At 37.4% G+C, this 21,165-nt stretch carries 17 protein-coding genes; all 17 read left to right on the forward strand.

The genetic code is table 11. From position 1 onward, the window contains the following. The first annotated feature begins 14 nt into the window (after window positions 1-14). The 17 genes from ACPEGP_RS00320 to ACPEGP_RS00400 all read left to right on the forward strand — a co-directional run bounded on the left by ACPEGP_RS00320 (window position 15) and on the right by ACPEGP_RS00400 (window position 21,125). Complete coding sequence (locus tag ACPEGP_RS00320) at window positions 15-2,279, forward strand: GNVR domain-containing protein (protein ID WP_423813583.1); 2,265 nt, start codon at window positions 15-17, stop codon at window positions 2,277-2,279. Window positions 2,280-2,331: 52 nt separating this feature from the next. After that, the gene (locus ACPEGP_RS00325) at window positions 2,332-4,293 is read left to right on the forward strand and encodes a polysaccharide biosynthesis protein (RefSeq protein WP_423813584.1); all 1,962 of its coding nucleotides are present in this window, start codon (window positions 2,332-2,334) and stop codon (window positions 4,291-4,293) included. 64 nt (window positions 4,294-4,357) lie between these two features. Beyond that, window positions 4,358-5,635, forward strand: coding sequence for a Vi polysaccharide biosynthesis UDP-N-acetylglucosamine C-6 dehydrogenase TviB (gene tviB / locus ACPEGP_RS00330; protein ID WP_423813585.1), 1,278 nt, complete (start codon window positions 4,358-4,360; stop codon window positions 5,633-5,635). Window positions 5,636-5,658: 23 nt separating this feature from the next. Continuing rightward, complete coding sequence (locus ACPEGP_RS00335) at window positions 5,659-6,693, forward strand: NAD-dependent epimerase/dehydratase family protein (RefSeq protein WP_423813586.1); 1,035 nt, start codon at window positions 5,659-5,661, stop codon at window positions 6,691-6,693. Window positions 6,694-6,711: 18 nt separating this feature from the next. Further along, complete coding sequence (gene rfbB, locus ACPEGP_RS00340; RefSeq protein WP_423813587.1) at window positions 6,712-7,770, forward strand: dTDP-glucose 4,6-dehydratase; 1,059 nt, start codon at window positions 6,712-6,714, stop codon at window positions 7,768-7,770. Then, window positions 7,770-8,639 carry a glucose-1-phosphate thymidylyltransferase RfbA gene (gene rfbA, locus ACPEGP_RS00345; RefSeq protein WP_423813588.1) on the forward strand — a complete coding sequence of 290 codons (870 nt, stop codon included), beginning with the start codon at window positions 7,770-7,772 and terminating at the stop codon, window positions 8,637-8,639. Before rfbB ends, rfbA begins: the two co-directional genes overlap by 1 nt. A gap of 2 nt (window positions 8,640-8,641) precedes the next feature. After that, a complete protein-coding gene (locus tag ACPEGP_RS00350) occupies window positions 8,642-9,700 on the forward strand; it encodes a TDP-N-acetylfucosamine:lipid II N-acetylfucosaminyltransferase (protein WP_423813589.1) in 1,059 nt (352 codons plus the stop codon). Beyond that, a complete protein-coding gene (locus ACPEGP_RS00355; protein ID WP_423813590.1) occupies window positions 9,693-10,391 on the forward strand; it encodes an NAD-dependent epimerase/dehydratase family protein in 699 nt (232 codons plus the stop codon). Before ACPEGP_RS00350 ends, ACPEGP_RS00355 begins: the two co-directional genes overlap by 8 nt. 64 nt (window positions 10,392-10,455) lie before the next feature. Beyond that, window positions 10,456-11,895, forward strand: a complete 1,440-nt coding sequence (locus ACPEGP_RS00360; RefSeq protein WP_423813591.1) for an MOP flippase family protein — start codon at window positions 10,456-10,458, stop codon at window positions 11,893-11,895. Further along, window positions 11,895-13,637, forward strand: coding sequence for an asparagine synthase-related protein (locus ACPEGP_RS00365; RefSeq protein WP_423813592.1), 1,743 nt, complete (start codon window positions 11,895-11,897; stop codon window positions 13,635-13,637). Before ACPEGP_RS00360 ends, ACPEGP_RS00365 begins: the two co-directional genes overlap by 1 nt. A 73-nt stretch (window positions 13,638-13,710) precedes the next feature. Next, complete coding sequence (locus ACPEGP_RS00370) at window positions 13,711-14,679, forward strand: glycosyltransferase family 2 protein (protein WP_423813593.1); 969 nt, start codon at window positions 13,711-13,713, stop codon at window positions 14,677-14,679. Between the two features lie 363 nt (window positions 14,680-15,042). Further along, the gene (locus ACPEGP_RS00375; protein WP_423813594.1) at window positions 15,043-16,107 is read left to right on the forward strand and encodes a glycosyltransferase; all 1,065 of its coding nucleotides are present in this window, start codon (window positions 15,043-15,045) and stop codon (window positions 16,105-16,107) included. An 84-nt stretch (window positions 16,108-16,191) separates the two neighbouring features. Beyond that, window positions 16,192-17,541 (forward strand): phenylacetate--CoA ligase family protein, encoded by a 1,350-nt coding sequence (locus tag ACPEGP_RS00380; RefSeq protein WP_423813595.1) that lies wholly within the window; start codon window positions 16,192-16,194, stop codon window positions 17,539-17,541. 1 nt (window position 17,542) lies between these two features. Then, window positions 17,543-18,685 (forward strand): hypothetical protein, encoded by a 1,143-nt coding sequence (locus ACPEGP_RS00385; RefSeq protein ID WP_423813596.1) that lies wholly within the window; start codon window positions 17,543-17,545, stop codon window positions 18,683-18,685. Next, complete coding sequence (locus ACPEGP_RS00390) at window positions 18,682-19,821, forward strand: glycosyltransferase family 4 protein (RefSeq protein ID WP_423813597.1); 1,140 nt, start codon at window positions 18,682-18,684, stop codon at window positions 19,819-19,821. The genes ACPEGP_RS00385 and ACPEGP_RS00390 overlap by 4 nt, the downstream gene beginning before the upstream one ends. A gap of 28 nt (window positions 19,822-19,849) precedes the next feature. Next, entirely contained in the window at window positions 19,850-20,473 is a 624-nt protein-coding gene (locus tag ACPEGP_RS00395) for a sugar transferase (RefSeq protein ID WP_423813598.1), read from the forward strand. Further along, complete coding sequence (locus ACPEGP_RS00400) at window positions 20,466-21,125, forward strand: NeuD/PglB/VioB family sugar acetyltransferase (RefSeq protein ID WP_423813599.1); 660 nt, start codon at window positions 20,466-20,468, stop codon at window positions 21,123-21,125. The genes ACPEGP_RS00395 and ACPEGP_RS00400 overlap by 8 nt, the downstream gene beginning before the upstream one ends. The last annotated feature ends 40 nt before the right edge of the window (window positions 21,126-21,165 follow it).

Consider the following 21,165-nt stretch of genomic DNA (forward strand, 5'->3'; position numbering starts at 1 on the left):
ATGACCATACAGTTATGAATACAGATTCAAAGAACTTATCAAACACTGCTTCTAAAGAAGATAATGACGACATTGACCTTATGGCATTGCTGTTTGCCATTTTGCGTGGCTGGAAAGTTGTTGTGTTCTTTGCTGTATTGGGTTTAGTAATTGGGATCTTGTATAGTAGATATGTCAATCCTACTTTTAAATCAGATGCTTTAATACAGATCGAGCAAAATTCTCAAGGTATTTCAGCCTTAGGTACCAATATATCAGATTTGATATCACCTGATGTTAGTAAGGCCCAGACAGAAGCTGAGTTAATAAGGTCTCGTATGATCTTAGAGCCGGTTGTTAATTCCCTTCATCTACGTATAAAGCTTACTGATCCTACAATTGATATCTTTGATAAAATTAAAAAGAATGGCACTAACACCCAAAGGAATACATTAGATGATGTATCTCTCGAGACTGAGAGCGGTCAAGTACGTATAAGGCAGTTTGATGTATCGCAAGCTTATTTAAACCAGCCTTTCACATTGACAAGAACTGATACAGGGTTTGTATTAAGTAATGGCTTTGATGATTTTAAAGGTCAATTTAATCAGCTCAATAAGTTCAAAGGCGCGAATGGACAAATTCATATCGTAGTGACTGACTTACCTCTTAACTCACATCCTACCGTCATCACTAAACAGTCCTTACAGGCAACGACTGATGCTTTGAACAGTTCGTTAGTGGTTACGGAAAAGGGGCAACAAACTGGCATTATTCAACTGTCTATGACAGGTGAAAATCCAGAACAAGTGACTTTAATACTTAGAAAAATAATTTTATCCTATGTTAATCAGAATCAGTCGCGTGGTTCTGAAGAAACTACAAAAACAATTAAGTTCATGGAAACTCAAATTCCAACACTAAAAAAGAAGTTAGAAGATTCTGAAAAGGAATTTAATAAATTCCGTGAAAAGTCTGGAACTATAGATATTGGTCAAGAAGCAGGTATATTGTTAACTGAGAACTCTCAAATTGATGCACAGCTTAATGAATTAAAACTTAAAAAAGCCGATCTCACGACTTACTATACCGAAGACCATCCATTGGTGATCCAAATCAATGAGCAGCTCGACGTACTTAATAGTCGAAAGCAAGAGATTGATAATACTATCGCTGGTCTACCTGAAGTACAACGAGAGTTTTTACAATTATCAGAAGATACAGCTATCAATAGAGAGATTTATCTTACTTTGCTTAAAAACTATGAGCAATTAAAGATCGTTAAAGCTGGTCAAATTGGTTTCGCCCGTATCATCGATTTGCCTATCAGTACCTTTAATACGATTGCACCTAAAAAGTTACAAATTTGGGTATTAGCGACATTATTGGGTACTATGCTAGGCGCTATGTTAGTATTAATTAAAAGCTTGCTTAGAAATGTGGTTAAAGACCCTGAGCGTATTGAGGGTAAAACGGGCGTTCCTGTAGTAGCGACGATTCCACGTTCGCCACTACTCACCAGGCTACGTAAAAATAAGAAAGCGCCCAATCGTTTGTTGGCCTATGTCGATAACAATAGTTTGAGCTATGAAGCTATTAAGAGCTTAAGAACGAACCTAATGTTCGGCATGCCAGTACAAGGGCGAGCGGGTCAGCGCGCCAAAGTTATTCTTGTTACTGGCGAAAGCCCAGGCGTTGGTAAGTCATTTATCTCTGCGAATCTGACAGAAGTATTTGCGCAGTTAGATAAAAAAGTGCTGATTATCGATGCTGATATGCGCTTGGGTGAGCTACATAGAATGTTTAGCATGAGCCAAGATAATGGTTTAGCGGACTATTTATCACAGGATAAGACTCATTTATCAAAATCTAACGCCCAAACTACAGAAGTTATTACTAGCCAAGAGAGTAGTAACCTAGCAAACTTTATTCATCCGACTGGCATAGATAATATTGACTTTATGCCACGCGGCCAGCATCCGCGTAACCCTGCTTCATTATTAGCAAATGGCAGTTTTAATCATTTAATGGCAGAGCTTAATTTGCATTATGATTATATTGTCATCGACTCGCCACCAGTATTGGCTGCCTCTGACGCTATGATATTAGCGCAGCACGCGGATAAGGTATTGATGGTCACTAGATACGACGATTCTATAGAAGGGCAGCTGGTTTATGCGGTTAATCAGATGAATAAAGCCAATATAAAGGTCGACGGTATCATTCTCAACGATGTACAACAAGGGATTATGAGCAAATATAGTTATCACTATAGTTATGCTTATGGTAATAATCAATAGTTAGCTATTTGAAAATTCTACCAAAATTCACGTTTTTAAGTGGTTGAGTGTTATGTCTACTAATTCAAAACCGTCAAGTGATTATCCATCACTTAATGGCAAAACTGGCTGGCTACAACGTATAGCAGAATACTTGTTATCGTTGCCCCGTAGCGTTAAGCGAGCGATTTTACTCACTACAGACTTGGCAATGTCTTTAGTTTGTCTGTTCTTAGCGTTGTCGTTGCGCTATGGTGATATCGCTCATAACATTAGCCCTATCATATTATTATCTTATGGTACGCTGCCCATCATCGGTTTATATCTGATTGGTTTCTATAAAGGGGTAGCACGTGGTTTTTTAGATACGGTTATGGGTAGTGTCGCAAAGCTGTTCTTTTTGCTTATGGTGGTCTATGAGATCATCATTTATTTAAATCCTTTAGAAGATATACCACGCTCCGTTCCTATTATCTTTCTGTTTTTCTTCTTTATCTGGTTATGGAATAGTCGTCTTACTATACGTGAGCTCTTGATGCGCTGGAGCGGTAGAGCCCAGCGTCGCCTTAAAGACGATGGTGTTTATGATAATGTTGTTATTTACGGAGCGGGAGAGGCTGGTCGAGATTTATTAGAAGGTCTTAGAAATTCGCATAAATATAATGTTGTGGCTTACGTTGATGATGATCCACAGCTTACCGGTGCGTATTTACTCGGCAAAAAGATTTATCCTGCTGACGAGTTAGTAAGCTTAGTAGAAGAACTGGATATTGCGCAAGTATTTTTGGCCATTCCTTCTATTAGTCGCGCGCAAAAACGCCAGATTATAGATAAGCTCTCAGGCATTGCGATAAAAATCAAAGAATTGCCAAGCTTAGAGGAAATCGCTGACGAAAAAGTGACCGTCAGTAGTATGCGCAAAGTAGATATCTTAGATGTGTTAGACAGACAGACTGTTGAACCTGATGCAAAATTGCTGCAGCTAAATATTAAAGATAAGTGCGTGTTGGTTACTGGCGCTGGTGGTTCTATCGGTAGCGAATTATGTCGCCAAGTAATCAAGAACCAGCCTAAATGTATCGTGCTCTATGAGCTATCCGAGTTTGCGCTTTATAGTATTCATCAAGAGCTAACTATAAAACAAGCCAATACGCCTGCTTATAAAGACATCCAAATCGTTGCAGTCATCGGTAATGTCACTAATGAATCGAACCTGCTCAGAATACTAAATCTCTATCATATCCAAACGGTTTATCATGCTGCCGCCTATAAACATGTGCCAATGGTTGAACACAACCCCTTTGAAGGCATCATTAATAATACCAAAGGCACTTATCACTGCGCCCGAGCGGCGATTGCAGCAAATGTTGAGACCTTTGTTTTAATATCGACCGATAAAGCAGTAAGACCAACCAATGTGATGGGCGCTTCTAAGCGTCTAGCAGAGTTGGTTTGCCAAGCGCTCAGCCAGACGGATAGCCAGACCTGTATCAGTATGGTGCGTTTTGGTAATGTCCTAGGCTCGTCCGGTTCTGTAGTACCGTTATTTACCAAGCAGATCGAGCAAGGTAAACCGATTACGGTCACCCATCCTGATGTGACTCGTTATTTTATGACGATTCCAGAAGCAGCAAACTTAGTCATCCAAGCAGGTGCAATGGCATCAGGTGGTGAGGTGTTTGTGCTTGATATGGGAGAGCCGGTCAAGATTGTTGACTTGGCACAGCGAATGATTCATTTAAGTGGTTTTGATATTAAAGATGCTGCCCATCCTGAGGGTGATATCGAAGTCATCTTTACGGGGCTTAGAGATGGAGAAAAGCTTTATGAAGAGCTCATCATCGGTGAAGAAAATGTTGAATCAACTGAACATCCCCTTATCATGCAAGCGCTAGAACACCATTTTCCATTGGATGAGCTTGAATCAGTATTGTTTGAGTTGAATGAAAAACAAAAAGAGTTTGATGTCCCTTGGCTAAAGCAGCAATTCAAGCACTTTGTAGCAGGTTATAAAGAAGGATCTAAAGCTGCATAAGTTTCAACAAACACCCTAAATACTATTTTTTAACTAAAATTGGTTAGATGAACAAAGGAAAATTATGCTAGATATTAAAAATATAAAAATAGCGGTTATCGGACTTGGCTACGTCGGTTTGCCATTAGCGGTTGAGTTTGGTAAGCATCTTCCGGTCGTCGGCTTTGATATAAATGCTAAGCGTATCTCGGCACTTGCCGCAGGTACAGATCATACGTTAGAAGTTAGTGATGAAGAGCTGACCCAAGCATTACATTTGAGTTATAGCTCAGATATACAAGCGCTTAAAGATTGTAACTTTTTTATTGTTACGGTCCCGACACCGATCGATGGTTATAAACAGCCCGATCTTACGCCTTTAATTAAAGCCTCAGAAGCTATCGGTAGTCTACTTAAAAAAGACGACATTGTGGTTTATGAATCGACCGTCTATCCAGGTGCTACAGAAGAAGTTTGTATTCCGGTGTTGGAGAAAATTTCGGGATTAACCTTCAATCAAGACTTTTATGCTGGTTATAGTCCTGAACGTATTAACCCGGGTGATAAAGAACATCGCGTTACCAATATTTTAAAAGTGACCGCAGGCTCAACGCCTGAAGTCGCTGATTTTGTGGATGAAGTATACAATTTAATTATTACTGCTGGTACGCATAAAGCAGCAAGCATCAAAGTAGCAGAAGCGGCAAAGGTGATTGAAAATACCCAAAGAGATGTCAATATTGCCTTGATTAATGAATTAGCTGTTATCTTTAATAAGATGGGTATTGATACCCAAGCAGTCTTAGAAGCGGCTGGCACCAAGTGGAACTTCTTACCATTTCGTCCAGGTCTCGTCGGTGGTCACTGCATCGGTGTAGATCCTTATTACTTGACTCATAAAGCCCAAGCGATTGGTTATAATCCAGAGATTATCTTGGCTGGACGTCGCTTGAATGACAGTATGGGTGAGTATGTGGTCACGCAACTGGTCAAAACCATGATCAAAAAGCGTATTCAGGTTGAAGGGGCAAAAGTCTTGGTCTTAGGGCTGAGCTTCAAAGAAAACTGCCCCGATGTGCGTAACACTAAGGTCATCGACATTGTCCATGAGCTAGAAGAATATAATATCGAAGTTGATGTTTATGATCCTTGGGTAGATAAAGCAGAAGCTGAGCGTGAATATAATGTGACGCCTATTAGCAAGCCCGCTGTAAATAACTATGATGGTATCATCTTAGCGGTCGCGCATAATGAGTTCGTCGAGCTGGGTGTAGATCAGATTAGAGCATTTGGCAAGAATGAACACGTGCTTTACGATTTAAAGTATGTTTTCACTAAAGAAGACACTGATATCCGCTTATAAATCTATAAAAAATACGGAAAGTAATGGCTATGACGTCAACTGCATATGAAAAAGTTCAAAAAGTACTAATTAACGAGCCAAAAACCTGGTTAATTACTGGGGTAGCGGGATTCATAGGCTCTAATTTACTAGAAGAGCTATTGTTACTAAATCAAAAAGTAGTAGGCCTAGATAATTTTGCGACTGGCTTTCAGCATAATCTAGATGAAGTACAGGGTTTGGTCAGCAAAGATCAGTGGCAGAACTTTACCTTTATAGAAGGTGATATTCGTAATCTAGATGACTGTCGGGCGGCATGTATAGGCGTGGACTACGTACTGCATCAAGCAGCACTAGGCTCAGTACCACGCTCTATCGCTGATCCCATTAATACTAATGATACCAATATCTCAGGCTACTTAAATATGCTCGTAGCCGCTCGTGATGCTCAGGTAGCTAGCTTTACTTATGCGGCGAGTAGCTCAACGTATGGCGATCATCCAGCATTGCCAAAAGTCGAGGATGCTATTGGTAATCCGTTATCTCCCTATGCAGTGACTAAGTATGTCAATGAGCTATATGCTGATGTGTTTGCTCGTACTTATGGCTTTAAGACGATTGGTCTGCGGTACTTCAATATCTTTGGTAAACGTCAAACGCCAGATGGTGCCTATGCAGCGGTAATTCCAAAGTGGACGGCTGCTATGATCGCAGGTGATGAGGTATTCATCAATGGCGATGGCGATACCAGTCGCGACTTTAATTTTATTGAAAATGCCGTACAAGCTAATATCCTAGCAGCAACTGCTACTGAAGAAGCCAAGAACCAAGTATATAATGTAGCAGTTGGTGGTCGTACTACCCTTAATACGCTGTTTTCAGCACTTAAAGAGCATTTAAGCGTTAATGGAGTTAACTACACTCAAGAACCAGTCTATCGAGATTTCCGTGAAGGAGACGTGCGTCATAGTCAGGCTGATATTAGAAAAATACAAAATGCGTTAGGCTATGATCCGCAGTTTGATATTATTCAAGGTATTGAGAAAGCGATGCCTTGGTATGTAAAGTCCTTAACTTAAGAAAATAAGTAGATTTTTATGAAAATATTAGTTACTGGCGGTGCAGGCTTTATCGGCTCTGCTGTTATACGCCATATTATCCATAATACGGACGACGAAGTCTTAAATATTGATAAATTAACCTATGCGGGTAACTTAGAATCCCTTAAAGAGATTGATCAAAATCCAAGATATACATTTCAACAGATTGATATTTGTGACAAAGAGGCGTTAGAAAAAGCATTTAATAGTTTTCAGCCTAATCTTGTCATGCATTTAGCAGCAGAGTCACATGTAGATCGCTCTATCGATGGACCTGCTGAATTTATTAATACCAATATTGTCGGTACGTATCATTTATTAGAAGTTGCGCGTCAATACTGGCAAAATCTTGATGAAATAAGTAAGCAACAGTTTAAGTTTCACCATATTTCTACTGATGAGGTCTATGGTGATCTAGAAGGCACGACGGATTTATTTACTGAAACTACCCCTTATGCGCCAAGCTCACCTTACTCTGCGTCTAAAGCAAGTTCTGATCATTTAGTTCGAGCCTGGCATCGTACCTATGGCTTCCCTATATTAGTTACTAACTGCTCTAATAATTATGGTCCTTACCATTTTCCTGAAAAGCTTATTCCGTTGGTTATATTAAATGCTCTAGACGGCAAGGCTTTGCCTATTTATGGTAAAGGCAATCAAATACGGGACTGGTTATTTGTAGAGGATCATGCGCGTGCTTTATATAAAGTGGTCACTGAAGGCAAAGTGGGTGAAACTTATAATATCGGTGGGCATAACGAAAAGCAAAATATCGAAGTAGTCAAAACCATTTGCCAGATATTAGATGAGCTAAAACCACAGGCAAATGGTCAGCCGTACGAATCATTGATCACCTTTGTAAAAGACCGTCCAGGGCATGACTTGCGCTATGCTATTGATGCCAGCAAGATTGCCAATGAATTAAATTGGACGCCGACAGAGACGTTTGATAGCGGTATCCGAAAAACGGTCGAATGGTATTTGAATAATATGGACTGGTGCAGCCGCGTCCAAGATGGTAGCTACCAACGTGAAAGACTAGGAGCAGGTGAATAATGAATACAAAAGGTATTATTTTAGCAGGCGGTTCAGGTACACGCCTTTATCCGATCACCAAAGGCGTCTCTAAACAGCTGCTGCCTATCTATGATAAACCGATGATTTATTATCCGTTATCTGTATTGATGCTCGCAGGTATCCGTGAGGTGCTTATTATCAGCACACCAGATGACATAGATGGTTTTAAGCGCTTACTCGGAGATGGTCAAGAGCTTGGTATCGATATCAGCTATGCCGTTCAGCCAAGTCCAGATGGTTTGGCTCAAGCGTTTATTATCGGTGAAGAATTCATCGGTGACAGCAATGTGTGCTTGGTACTTGGTGATAATATTTTCTATGGCCCAGGTTTTTCTCCCCTACTACGTAAAGCAGCCAGTCAAGCTTCTGGTGCTACGGTATTTGGCTATCAGGTTAAAGATCCGGAGCGCTTTGGGGTGGTTGAGTTTGATGAAAACAAGAAAGCCATTTCAATAGAAGAAAAACCGCCTAAGCCAAAATCTAACTATGCTGTAACCGGATTATATTTCTATGACAATGATGTTATAGAGATTGCTAAGCAGGTTAAGCCATCAGACCGTGGTGAGCTTGAGATTACTACTGTGAATCAAATGTATATGGAGCGCGGTGACTTAAATGTTGAGCTATTAGGTCGTGGTTTTGCATGGTTAGATACAGGCACTCATGAGAGCCTCATTGAAGCAGGTATGTTCGTAGAGACTGTTGAAAAGCGTCAAGGTTTTAAGATTGCCTGTTTAGAAGAAATTGCTTATAACAATGGTTGGCTGAATAAGGATGACTTAAAACGGATTGGTAAAGAATTAAGTAAAAATAGCTATGGCCAATACTTGTTAAGTTTAGGATTATAGTCATGGTTCGAAGAATTCTACATATTTCAGATTGCGATAAGTTTATTCCACCTTATATTAAATTCATTAAAGAAAATTTTGAGAGTGACTTTGAAAACCACAACTTTCTAGTAACTAGTGGAATGGCTGTAAACACGTTGCCTAACTACTCAAATATTTATTTAATTCCTAAGTCTAAAGTCGGAAAAATAAAACACTATTTTCATATAGTATATGAGATGAATAGATCTGATAAAATTATAATACATAATCTATTCAACTTCAAAAATGTAGTACTGCTGTTTTTTATGCCATGGACTCTTAAAAAAGCTTACTGGATAATGTGGGGAGCAGATCTTTATACCTATAAACTAGGTACTCATGACTTTAAATGGAGGTTCAGAGAGTTCTTTAGGAAGCGTGTAATTAAAAATTTTGGTTATTTTAGTACCACAGTGCCTGGGGATTTTGAGTTAGTGAAAGATTGGTATAAATCAAAATCTGTTTTTATTCAAAATCTAATGTATCCAAGCCATTTATACAGAGATTTAATACCAACTCAATCTAAAGATAAGTCAGAGGTTTATATTCAGGTAGGGAATTCTGCAGATCCCACTAATAATCATCATGAAGTATTAACATATATCTCTGGACTTGAATTAGATGATTATAAAGTATTTTGCCCTCTATCTTATGGGTCACCAAGTCATAGAGAGTCTGTGATACAGTATGGAAAAGATTTATTAGGTGACAAGTTCATTCCTATAACTAACTACATGGATTTTTCAGAATACAACAAATATATGAGTTCAATTGACATTGCTATTTTTAATCATGATAGGCAACAAGCTATGGGCAATATGATTGGACTGTTAAGCCTAGGAAAAAAAGTAGTTTTAAAACGTACTACAACACCCTATAACTTCTTTAAGTCCTTAGGCCTGAAAGTATATTCGCTAGATGATAAGGACGTTATGGCTCTATTAACCAAAGATGATAAAGTGCGAAATATCGGAATCATGAGGCATCACTTCTCACCTGAAAGATTGAAGTCTGATTGGGAAAAAGTTTTTTATGGATAGTGTGATTATAGGTAATGGCTTACTAGCAAACGCATTTTCAAAAGCTAATATAAAGAACTGTCTTTTCTTTTGCTCAGGCGTATCTAACTCTTCTGAAACTAGAAAAAAAGCTTTTGATAGAGAGGAAGCACTTCTTAGAAATTCAATCATTGTACATAGTAATAAATGTATTGTTTATTTTAGCAGTGTCTCTGCTATTAAGATTGATACCCCCTACTACAACCATAAAAAAAACATGGAAAGGATTATAGTTGAAAGTGCTGAAGATTACATAATTTTCAGGTTACCTCAAGTAGCGGGAGCTGTTGTTAATAGCACTTTATTATCATTCATTACCCAAAACATCTATCTTGGTAACTCCTTTAAAGTTTTTAAGAATGCTACACGAACTGTTGTCGATGTTGAGGATTTAGTTGACTTATTTGAGCTCATATACTCACAATCTGAAAGGAATGTAACACTTAATATTTGCCCTCAATATACTTTCCAGCCAGAGTATTTAGTAAAACTAATATCGAAAAAACTAAAGACTGAGGCATTATATGAAATAGTTGACGCTGGCTCTCCACAAGTATGTGAGTTAGATAATAGCCATGGAAGTCAAATCATCTCGAAGTTTTTTGCAAATGAGCCTGAGTACTTAGAAAAGGTAGTAGACAAGTACATTCCTAAAATTATCTCATTATTATAGATAATAAATATCTATCACTCATAACTAATTATTTTATACAAATTTTATTAAAACAAGTACATATATGAGTCTACGAAAAAGCGCTATTGGTGGAGTGAAATGGACCACAGCTTCTACAGTAATTGTTACTATTCTACAGTTGGCTCAAATGTCCATCTTGGCAAGATTTTTAGAGCCAGGAGATTTTGGATTAATGGCTATTATGATGGTGGTCATTGGATTCTCACAAGCTTTCCAGGATATGGGAATTAGTAATGCCATTATCCAACGCCAAGACATAAGCCATACCCAGCTGTCTAGTCTCTATTGGCTGAATATTGCAGCAGGTGCTGTTCTTACTCTGATAGTCATAGCCATAGCGCCTTTAGTAGCTATGTTTTATGACGAGCCGAGAATTACCCCGCTAATGATTTTACTATCTAGTACTTTCATCTTGGTCGCTATAGGTAACCAGTATAGGGTTCTGTGCCAGAAAAATCTAAATTTTCGCACTATGGAAATCATTAATGTCTCTACTTCAGTTATCTCATTGATAGTAGCTACAGTTATGGCTTACAACGGTTATGGGGTGCTAACTTTGGTCTGCGCAATGATCACTCAAGCTGGTCTATCAAGTTTTTTGTTCTTATGGGTAGGCTTAAAGCATTATCATAAGCCTTCTCTAGTGTATAAGCATTCAGAGTTAGAAGGCTTTTATGGCTTTGGTATGTACCAGATGGGTGAGCGTTCCATTAACTATATTAGTGCCAACGCTGACAAAATCCTTATTGGTAAATTAGTCGGTATCAATGCAGTAGGTTTTTATAACCTTGCATGGCAGTTAATTATCTTCCCACTTAGCAAAATTAATCCCATTATTAATAAGGTGGCTTTTCCTGTTTATTCCAAAGTCCAGAATGATTCGAAAACGCTAAACCGTTATTATGCTTTAAATGTGAAGTTACTCTCATTGGTCACCATGCCTCTTTTAGCTTTTTTGATGTTTTTTTCTAGTGAGGTCGTTGGATTGGTATTTGGGGAAGGATGGGAAACTACTGCTAACTTACTTCCAGTATTGGCTTTGATTGGGATCCTAAAGGCTTTAGGGAATCCAGGCGGGGCACTTATTTTAGCCAAAGGTAGAGCTGATATTGGCTTCTGGTGGAATATTGTATGGGCTATTACTATTGTAACTGCTCTATCGATAGGTTTATTACTCAGACCTTCATTGTATACTGCAATCTATATTCTATTAGGATTAAGCTTTACTGTAGGAGCTATTTGGCATGTGCTTGTAGCCAAAATCGGGGAGGTTGAATACTTGCCTCTAATTAAACACTTTATTAAAACATTTATAGCTGTTATTTCCATAGGTTGGTTAGCCTCCACTCTACTTAACATGTACATAATAAACAGCAATTTAATTCATATAATATTGGGTACAGTAATATGTGGAGCTTTATATATAATGTATCTACTAGCTTTTGAGAAAACACTAATAAAAATAATACGTGAGATGAGATAATGCCTGGAATATACGGAGTAGTCAGTAAAAAAGATGCTAAGAGCAACCTACAAAGCATGTCAAAGAGTATGTATCTCTATGATCACTTTATTCAAGATGAGCTCTTTTATGACGGCTCAGTTGCTGCCTCTAGGGTTCATACAGGACTGGTAGGCACTGATCACTCACCTGTTAAGCTAAATGATCTTTATGTATGGGTTGAGGGTGAGGCTTATAACATATCTGAAGTTGCCAAAGAGCTCAATTTAAAATCCAACTCACTGCCTACTCTATTAGTTAAAGCAGATGAGAGTAATCAGTTAGATAAGTGCTTAAATCGACTAGATGGTTATTTTTGTGCTGCTATTTATGACAAAAAACTTCAGAAAATAAAACTGATTTCTGATCGCTATGGCATGCGACTACTATACTGGTATCATAAAAATGCAGTATTTGCTTGGGGTAGTGAGGTTAAAGCAATCCTTGCGATCAAAGATATAGATAAAGAGTTGAATCCCACAAGTTATGACTGCTTTATGGATTTAGGATACTTAGTCGATGAACATACGTGGTTCAAACATATGAAGCTTATTAAGCCTGCTTCAGTAGTAGAATATGATTTAAATACCAATACATCAAAACAACATTACTACTGGAAATGGTCTGATATAGAACCGTGTAAATTAAGTTTTAATGATGCAGTCGACAAACTAGGAGGCTTACTCGTTAGCTCTGTATCCAAACGATTAGGTACTAACGAAAGGATTGGATTATCTTTAAGCGGAGGTCTAGACTCTAGAGTTTTATTTGCAACATTAGATTATTTACAACCTGAATATCACGGTTATGCTTATACTTTCGGTGTACCAAACTGCGTAGATGTTAACATAGCTAAGAAAGTTATAGCTAGTTCTAAAAACTGGTATCACGATACTTTTTTCTTTAATTCAAAAAACTGGTTTGAACCAAGATTTGAGAAGATATGGAACACTGATGGTATGCAGGATATGCAGCATATGCATGGTACAGAGTTTTTTGATATCACATCAAGTAAAATGGATATTAACCTCAATGGGTATGCTGGAGGCTTATTGACTGGTGAATGGGTTAATTCGAAAACTGCTAATCAAAGAGTTGATCATTATCACGCAGATAAGCTGTTAGGAAGACATACAAACTTAGCACCTCATAATATTGACTTTTATGATATTAATCATATTGAACCATATATTTATATGAATAGGAATCGCCGTGCAACTAATATGGGAACGGTTAATAATTTAGTTAAAATAGAACAACGTAAGCCTCTAATGGACAATGAAATCGTCACTTTCTTAATGTCTTTACCTGATGAATATCGGATCAATAATAGACTTTACTCTGCAATGCTACAGAAGCACTTCCCTAAATACTTTAAGAGCATCCCATGGAGTAGAACAGGCAAGCCTGTAGCTAAAACCAATACTCTAAAAAGTATACCAAATCGCGCTCTTCGAAAGGCTAAAAGGCAGCTACATACATTTTTAGGTATCAAGTCTAACCAAAATTATACCGACTATCCTACTTGGATTAGAGAAAGGGAAGTCTCAAGTCAACTGTTACAATTATTAGATCCTATTAATGCAGAGTATGCTCGTTTAACAAATGATGATCTATCAAAACGCTGGTTAGAACCTCATTTAAATGATAAACGAGTTAACAATACTAATCAGATTCTACGTGCAGCTACTATTGAGATTTACTTAAGACAGGTTTTTAGATAGTCACTGTCTATTTATTCATACTGTCTTTTATATGCATTACCCTATTAAAAATATATGTTAGAGGTTGATTTAATTGAATAATATATCTGTTGTTATACCTGCTTTCAAAGCAGAGTCACTAATATCGAGAACTATACAATCTATTTTAGGTGCAGGCGTCCAGCCTGGAAATATTTTTGTCATTGAGGACGGTGTGTTCGATGATACTAGCAAGGCACTAAAACAGTTTGATGAAATCAACTATATATCTTATGAGAAAAACAAAGGGGCTCCCTATGCTCGAAACCTTGGACTATCTAAAGTAAAAACCAAATATGTTATGTTTATTGACTCTGATGATTTTGTATCACAGGATCTTATAAGCGGCTTAGTCAGTGCTGCAGAAAAAACAGCTGCTGATATGGCATTCGGCCCATGGAGATATGATGGCAATTACATTAATCAGGGAGAGATACGTCAGCCACCTGAGCTACCTCCACATGACTGGGTATTTCACTGGATAAACAATTCTTCTGTGCCAACATGCAGTGTCTTGTGGAAAACTACTAATATTAAAAAGATAGGTGGTTGGAATGAAAACCTTAAGAAAAATCAAGACGGTGAAGTTGCTATTAGAGGACTGATTAATTCTAAAAACTTAGCTATCAGCACTAAAGGGTACAGTACTTACTGGCAGCATAAGTCACCTAATAGAGTTAGTAATGCATCTCCTGCTGTTACTCTATTTACATCTGATATAGTTTATGAGCATATTATTGAATTAATTGAATCTAATAGTAATCTATTAGATAAAAAGTCACTATTAGGCCAGTATTGCTGCCAAAATGCCTGGCTTGCACAGGCGGCGGGTCACTTAGATAAAACAGCAAAAGTTTGGTTAGAAAGATCGAAAAGCTTGGGATACAAAAAGCTAGGCTATAATCCTATAACAATTCGTTTGTCAGAGTTATTAGGTTTTAAAAAGGCTGTTATTGCGAAGTTTATTATTTTAAAAATAATTAATAAAGCTCCACAGCAGTTTATAAGTTATAAATACAAGTAACACTAGAACAACTATACTAGGGATAAGATAACCTGAGGCTAGGCTTGTTCAATAAAAAAAATGATAGATTAAAAGCCTTGATCAACTTAATTATGCTTCTGATATATATTCAAAAAATACTAGAAAACTTTAAGTGACTACCTATATGTATGACTGATTACTTCTATTTTTCATATTGCATATAATTTTCTCATTTAGAAATATTAGCTAATTTTAAAAACCTATTACTCATAATCCTAAGTAGCTCGGAGTTAACACAATTGAATAGTAGCTTATTTTTAAATCAGCTATTAATAATAAAAAGCTAATTATCTATCTACATTATAGTTTGAATTGAACTAAAAAAAGTAAGGTTTAATTAATATGAAAGTAATACACTTAATACCACAAGATGGTCTCGGTGGCGTTGAGCAAGCTGCTAGATCCTTGAATCCATCATCCGAGTTAGATATTCATATAGCTTTTATACGTGGCAGCTCATTACGCAAAGATAGCATTTTTAAAGAGATATCTGGGCCTAAAGTCAACCTAAACTCCCTTATGTTTTACATTAATGGCTTAAAATATCTCGTAAAAGAAAAGCCCGACCTACTCATTAGCTCTTTATGGCGATCGAGTATTATTGGTATTGCTTACAATATTTACTCAAGAGCTTTCACAAAAAATGATTCTAAATTTGTACTCTTTCTTCATGTTAATAAGTTTGGTCACATTTTTGATCAGATATTCACAACCATTGCTATGTATCTTGCAGATGAAGTTTGGTGTGACTCTAAAGCAACTCAGCTAGCTATGTTAAAAAAAGAAAAGCTTGCTAAGAAATCAAAAGTGATATCCTTCTTGGTTCATGCCAGAGCAGAAGAGGTGATAGAAGAAAAAAGAAAAAACAACTTCGTATTTTGGGGAAGAATAGCTAAACAGAAAAGAGTTGATAAAGCTATTAAGCTATTTAGCATAATAAGTCGTAATAACCCAAGTTCTTTATTCTATATTTATGGTCCAGACGGAGGTGAACTAAATAACTTAAAAACTCTAGTTAAAGAATTAGAACTAGAGAAAAAAGTTTTATTTATGGGTAAGAAAGAGCCTGGTCATTATCCAGAGCCGATTACTTCCTCCAAGTTTTTTATCAACACTTCAAGTCATGAAGGTATGGCAATTGCTGTAACTGAAGCCATGCAACTAGGCCTCATTCCTATAGTAACTCCTGTAGGTGAGGTCGCTAATTACTGTATGGACAATGAAAATAGTATTTACTATACAGATGAGAGCTCTACTGCTAAAAGGATTATAAAGCTACTATCCAATGAACATCATCAAAAAACTCTGAGCCGAAATGCTGTTCAATATTGGAGCAATAAGAACAGCTACTCGCAGGACTTTATTGCAAGCTGTCAAGGAATATTAAGATCTATTAAATTAAATTAGCTATAGAAAAATATTAAATTTCAATTAGTTAGCCTAATTGGATATTTAGAATCTAAGCTATACAGCCTAATGGACAATCTATAAATGTCAATTAAAGATAAAGTATTTAAATCCAGCCCTTACATTACTCAAAATCTAATTGTTACTGCCTATAATACTTATCAGTATAAAATACGTCATGGAGGCATGTATAGAAGCTTTAGAGATTATTATGCACGTGTGGACTCTCTAACTGAACCTGAACTCACTAAAGAAATTGATCGTAAAAAGCAGCAGTTCTTTAATTATGTAAAAAATAACTCAAAGTGGTACAAAAGTTATAGCTTTGACGAATTAAATTCATTACCAATCTTAGAGAAAGACGATCTTATTAATAGTCTAGATGAAATCAAGACAATTTCAGAAAAAGCTGGCCTCATTAGCTTAACAGGTGGTACCACTGGTGCCTCAATGAAAGTGGTATATACTAAAACTGATATGCAAGAGCGATTTGCTATACTTGGTCATTTCAGAGCGCAACATGGTTACGAGCTCGGTAAAAAAACTGCTTGGTTCTCAGGTAAGAACCTCATATCCGAGTTAGATATTAATAAAGGTATTTGCTCTCATTATGATTTTATAAATAAAATTCGCTTTTATTCTACTTTTCATATTAATTCTAATAACTTTAATGTTTATTGGAAGTCCTTAAATAAATTCTCTCCTGAGTTTATAGTTGGGTTTCCATCTAGTGTTTATGAGATATGCCAAATAGCTGATAGTCGCGGATTGCGCTTAGATAAAAAAGTTAAGGCTTTTTTTCCTACGGCAGAAACTGTGCTGCCTCAGCATAGAGAAGTAATCGGCAGAGTACTAGGTTGTAAACTAGTTGATCAATATGCATCTTCTGAAGGTGCTCCTTTTATTTTAGAGTGTACAGAGGGTAGCTTACATATACATCCTCTTACTGGTATATTCGAAGTGGTTGATAAGGACATGCAACCTTCAGAAGAGGGTGAGATACTAGTAACATCATTCACCACCCATGGCACTCCTTTAGTAAGGTATCGTATTGGTGACAGTATAAAGCTTACACCATCGGAATCGTCTTGTCCCTGTGGCTCGTTATTCCCTTTAGTACAAAAAATAGAGGGACGTTCGACCGACTACATTCTTTCACCTACTAAAGGAAAGGTGAATCTAGGCAACATTAGTAATAGTACTAAAGATGTTAAAGGAATAATAAAGTTTCAAGTCCTACAGAGTGAGATCAATAATGTAGATGTCTTGATCGTAGCCAGTAAAGCATTTAATACACCTCAAAAAAATAAATTTACCCAAGCTTTACGCGAAAGGTTTGGTTCAGAGGTGACTTTGAATTTAACTATAGTAGATGACATACCTACAGAGAAGAGCGGTAAATTCCGAATAGTCAAAAACTTATTAGAGAAATAGTATGTTTGAATACCGACTAGATTTTTATCAAAATCTACTAACAATTACTATATTAATAATATCTATTTTTATTATTGGTATAGTAGGTATTCGCACCAAGAGAGATACCTTAATAGTACTGGGAGTTTTCTTATGGCATACCTTATTTTCTATCGTCTACTTTCTGTATACTTTAAATAATGCTGCAGATGCCAAAGGCTACTACAGAGCATCTATTTCTGATTATGACTTTAGTTTCTACCCAGGTAGTCGATTTATTAATTATTTAACTTCTATATTCTCACAGGGTGTTGATGCTAATTATTTTAACTCGACGTTAGTTTATAATTTATTTGGTTCTATAGGTCTAGTATTTTTATATTTATCTATTAAGCGTTATTTATCAAGTTTACCCTGGTACTGGGTGTTAATACTGTTTATACCCTCGATGAGCTTTTGGAGTTCAGGTTTAGGAAAAGATGCTATATCCTATATGGCTTGCTGTTTGTTTATATATGCTGTAAGTACAGATACAAAGCCAGCCTTATTACTCACTCTTTCATTTTTTTCAATGTTTATGGTTAGGCCTCATATTGCTGCTATGCTTCTAATTTCTTATTTTGTCTACTTCATTGTTAAGTCGAAGACACATATTATTCTAAAAGCTTTAGCACTGCCCGCCATAGGTGCTGGTCTCTTTCTTTCTCTAGGTTTTGTGCAGCAGTATGTAGGATTAGAGGAAGCTTCATTTGATAGTGTATCAAGTTATGTTGATAGTAGGCAGGCAGTAAACCAAGGTGGTGGCTCATCTCTAGATATCGCCTCTATGAGCTATCCTATGCAAATGTTTACCTATATATTTAGGCCTTTACCTTTTGAGGCTCATAGTGCTGTAGCGTTAATTAGTAGCCTTGAAAACATAGCTTTATTGTTAGTATTTATATATATATTTATTAAATCTAAATCTAGCTTTAAAACATTTTTTAAAAATGAAAACCTATGGTTATTTATGTATGCTTTCTTGACCTGCACTATGTTAGCACTCACTACTGCCAACTTAGGTATTGCTACACGTCAAAAATGGATGTTTATGCCTGTACTTATCTATTTACTTATTTATGCCTTTTACGACTATAAAACTAAAAAAAATAAGGTCTATTCATGAAGTTTCTAATCATAGCCAGCTATCCAGGCTCTATCCTAAAATTTCGTGGTGCTTTAATTAAAGCGCTACAAGATAAAGGCTTTGAGATTCACATTGCTGCCCCTGAATTTGAGATTTTTCCAGAAGAATATGAGAGTCTCACTGCTTTAGGTTATGTAGTTCACCATATACCCATGCAGCGTACAGGGACCAACCCATTAAACGATGCTAAAACTTTGTCTGCTTTATACTTATTGATGAAGAAAATTAAGCCTAGCCATGTAATGGGCTATACCATTAAACCAGTTATCTATGGATCGCTAGCAGCCAAACTAGCTCGTGTGCCGCATCGTTTTGCGCTGATTACAGGTCTTGGTTACGCGTTTCAAGGAGCAGATGAACAAGACTATAAAAAGTCTAATCTACAAAAAATAATGCATAAACTTTATTCAATAGCATTAGCATCGACTCATAAAGTGTTTTTTCAAAATCCTGACGATGAAGCCTTGTTTAGAACTATGAAGATTTTGCAGCCTAAAGCCTCAACTACCGTTGTTAATGGCTCAGGCGTTGATATATCAGAATATAGTGTCCAGCCTTTTGCCACTATAGATGATATGTTGATCCCTAGGTTTCTATTGATAGCTCGCCTGCTCGGTGATAAAGGAGTACGCGAATATGCTCAAGCTGCTAAAATTATTAAAGATAAATATCCGCAAGCTCAATTTGACTTAGTAGGCTGGATCGACGATAACCCTGATGCTATCGAGCAACAAGAGCTAGATAGTTGGATTAATGCAGGGTTATTTAACTTTTGGGGTAAGCTTAATGATGTGAAGCCAGCCATTGCAGCGAGTTCTATTTATGTATTGCCTTCTTATCGAGAAGGCACACCGCGCACTGTACTAGAAGCGATGGCAATGGGTCGCCCAATCATTACGACGGACGCACCAGGTTGTCGTGAAACAGTGATTGATGGTTATAACGGTTACCTCGTTCCTGTTAAAGCGGTAGAAGAATTAGCGGCTGCGATGGAACGTTTTATCGTTAATCCAGCGCTTGTTATTAAAATGGGTAAGGCATCACGCCAATTGGTAGAAGAAAAATTTGATGTGGATGCGGTCAATCAATCCATGCTAGAAGCGATGGGTTTATAATTTATATAGTAGAGTCACAGGAAGAAGAATGATAAAACGCCTTTTCGATATCACTGCTGCGACCACCGCTTTGGTCGCTTTATCTCCGGTATACGCCATCACTGCTTATAAAGTCAAAAAGAACTTGGGCTCACCAGTCCTATTTCGTCAGACGCGTCCGGGTCTAGACGGCAAGCCGTTTGAAATGATTAAATTTCGTACCATGAAAGATGCCATAGATAGCGCTGGCAATCCTTTGCCCGATAGTGAGCGCTTGACTGATTTTGGTAAAGCACTACGTAATAGTAGTTTGGATGAGCTGCCTGAGCTGTGGAATGTCGTCAAAGGCGATATGAGTTTAGTCGGACCACGCCCATTATTGATGGAATACCTTCCGCTATATAGTAAAGAACAAGCGCGTCGTCATAATGTACGTCCTGGTATTACGGGTTATGCGCAAGTGAATGGACGTAATGCCATCGGTTGGGATAAGAAGTTTGAGCTTGATACTTGGTATGTAGATAATCAGTCATTTTGGTTAGATATCAAGATATTACTTAAGACAGTAAAAAAAGTGGTTGTCAAAGATGGTATTAGCGCTGACGGCGAAGCGACCATGAGTAAGTTCACTGGCTCTCAAGACCAGCCCGCTTTAGAAAATAGCTATGAGTAAAGTATTTGCCGTCTACGGTGCCTCAGGCTGTGGTCGTAGCTTAATGCCGGTAGCCGTTGATCAATTACAAAGAATAGATGATCAAGAAAATAGCCAAATCGTATTTATTGACGATGCATTAGATGAAGATGCTAATGTTAACGGCTATACAGCGATGAATTATGCAAGATTTAAAAGTATAGATAGTGATGATAAGTTTGTCCTAATTGCCATTGCTAATAGTAGCATTCGTCAAAAAATTGCAGATAAACTGGTTCAAGATGGTATCTCGTTGTGGACAGTAAAAGGAACGACCACCTTAATTATGGATGCAGTCAGTATCACTGCCGGTGCTGCGCTCAGTCCATTTGTCACTATCGCTGCTAATGTGACTATCGGTAAATGCTTCCATGCCAATCTATATAGCTATGTCGAACACGATTGCGTGATTGGCGACTATGTCACCTTTGCTCCGCGCGTCAGTTGCAATGGCAATATTCATATTCATGACCATGCCTATATCGGCACAGGGGCAGTTATCAAGCAAGGCACTCCTGATAAGCCATTAATTATTGGTAAAGGTGCCATTGTAGGAATGGGAGCGGTTGTTACCAAAGACGTGCCAGCTGGGGCAGTCGTGATTGGTAATCCTGCAAGACCCCTCAATAAATAAAAAGTCAGAATCAAATATTTCGTTATAAGTTATTAATCGT

The organism is Psychrobacter sp. 219-2-C (assembly GCF_049560815.1).
GTDB classification, from domain to species: domain Bacteria; phylum Pseudomonadota; class Gammaproteobacteria; order Pseudomonadales; family Moraxellaceae; genus Psychrobacter; species Psychrobacter faecalis.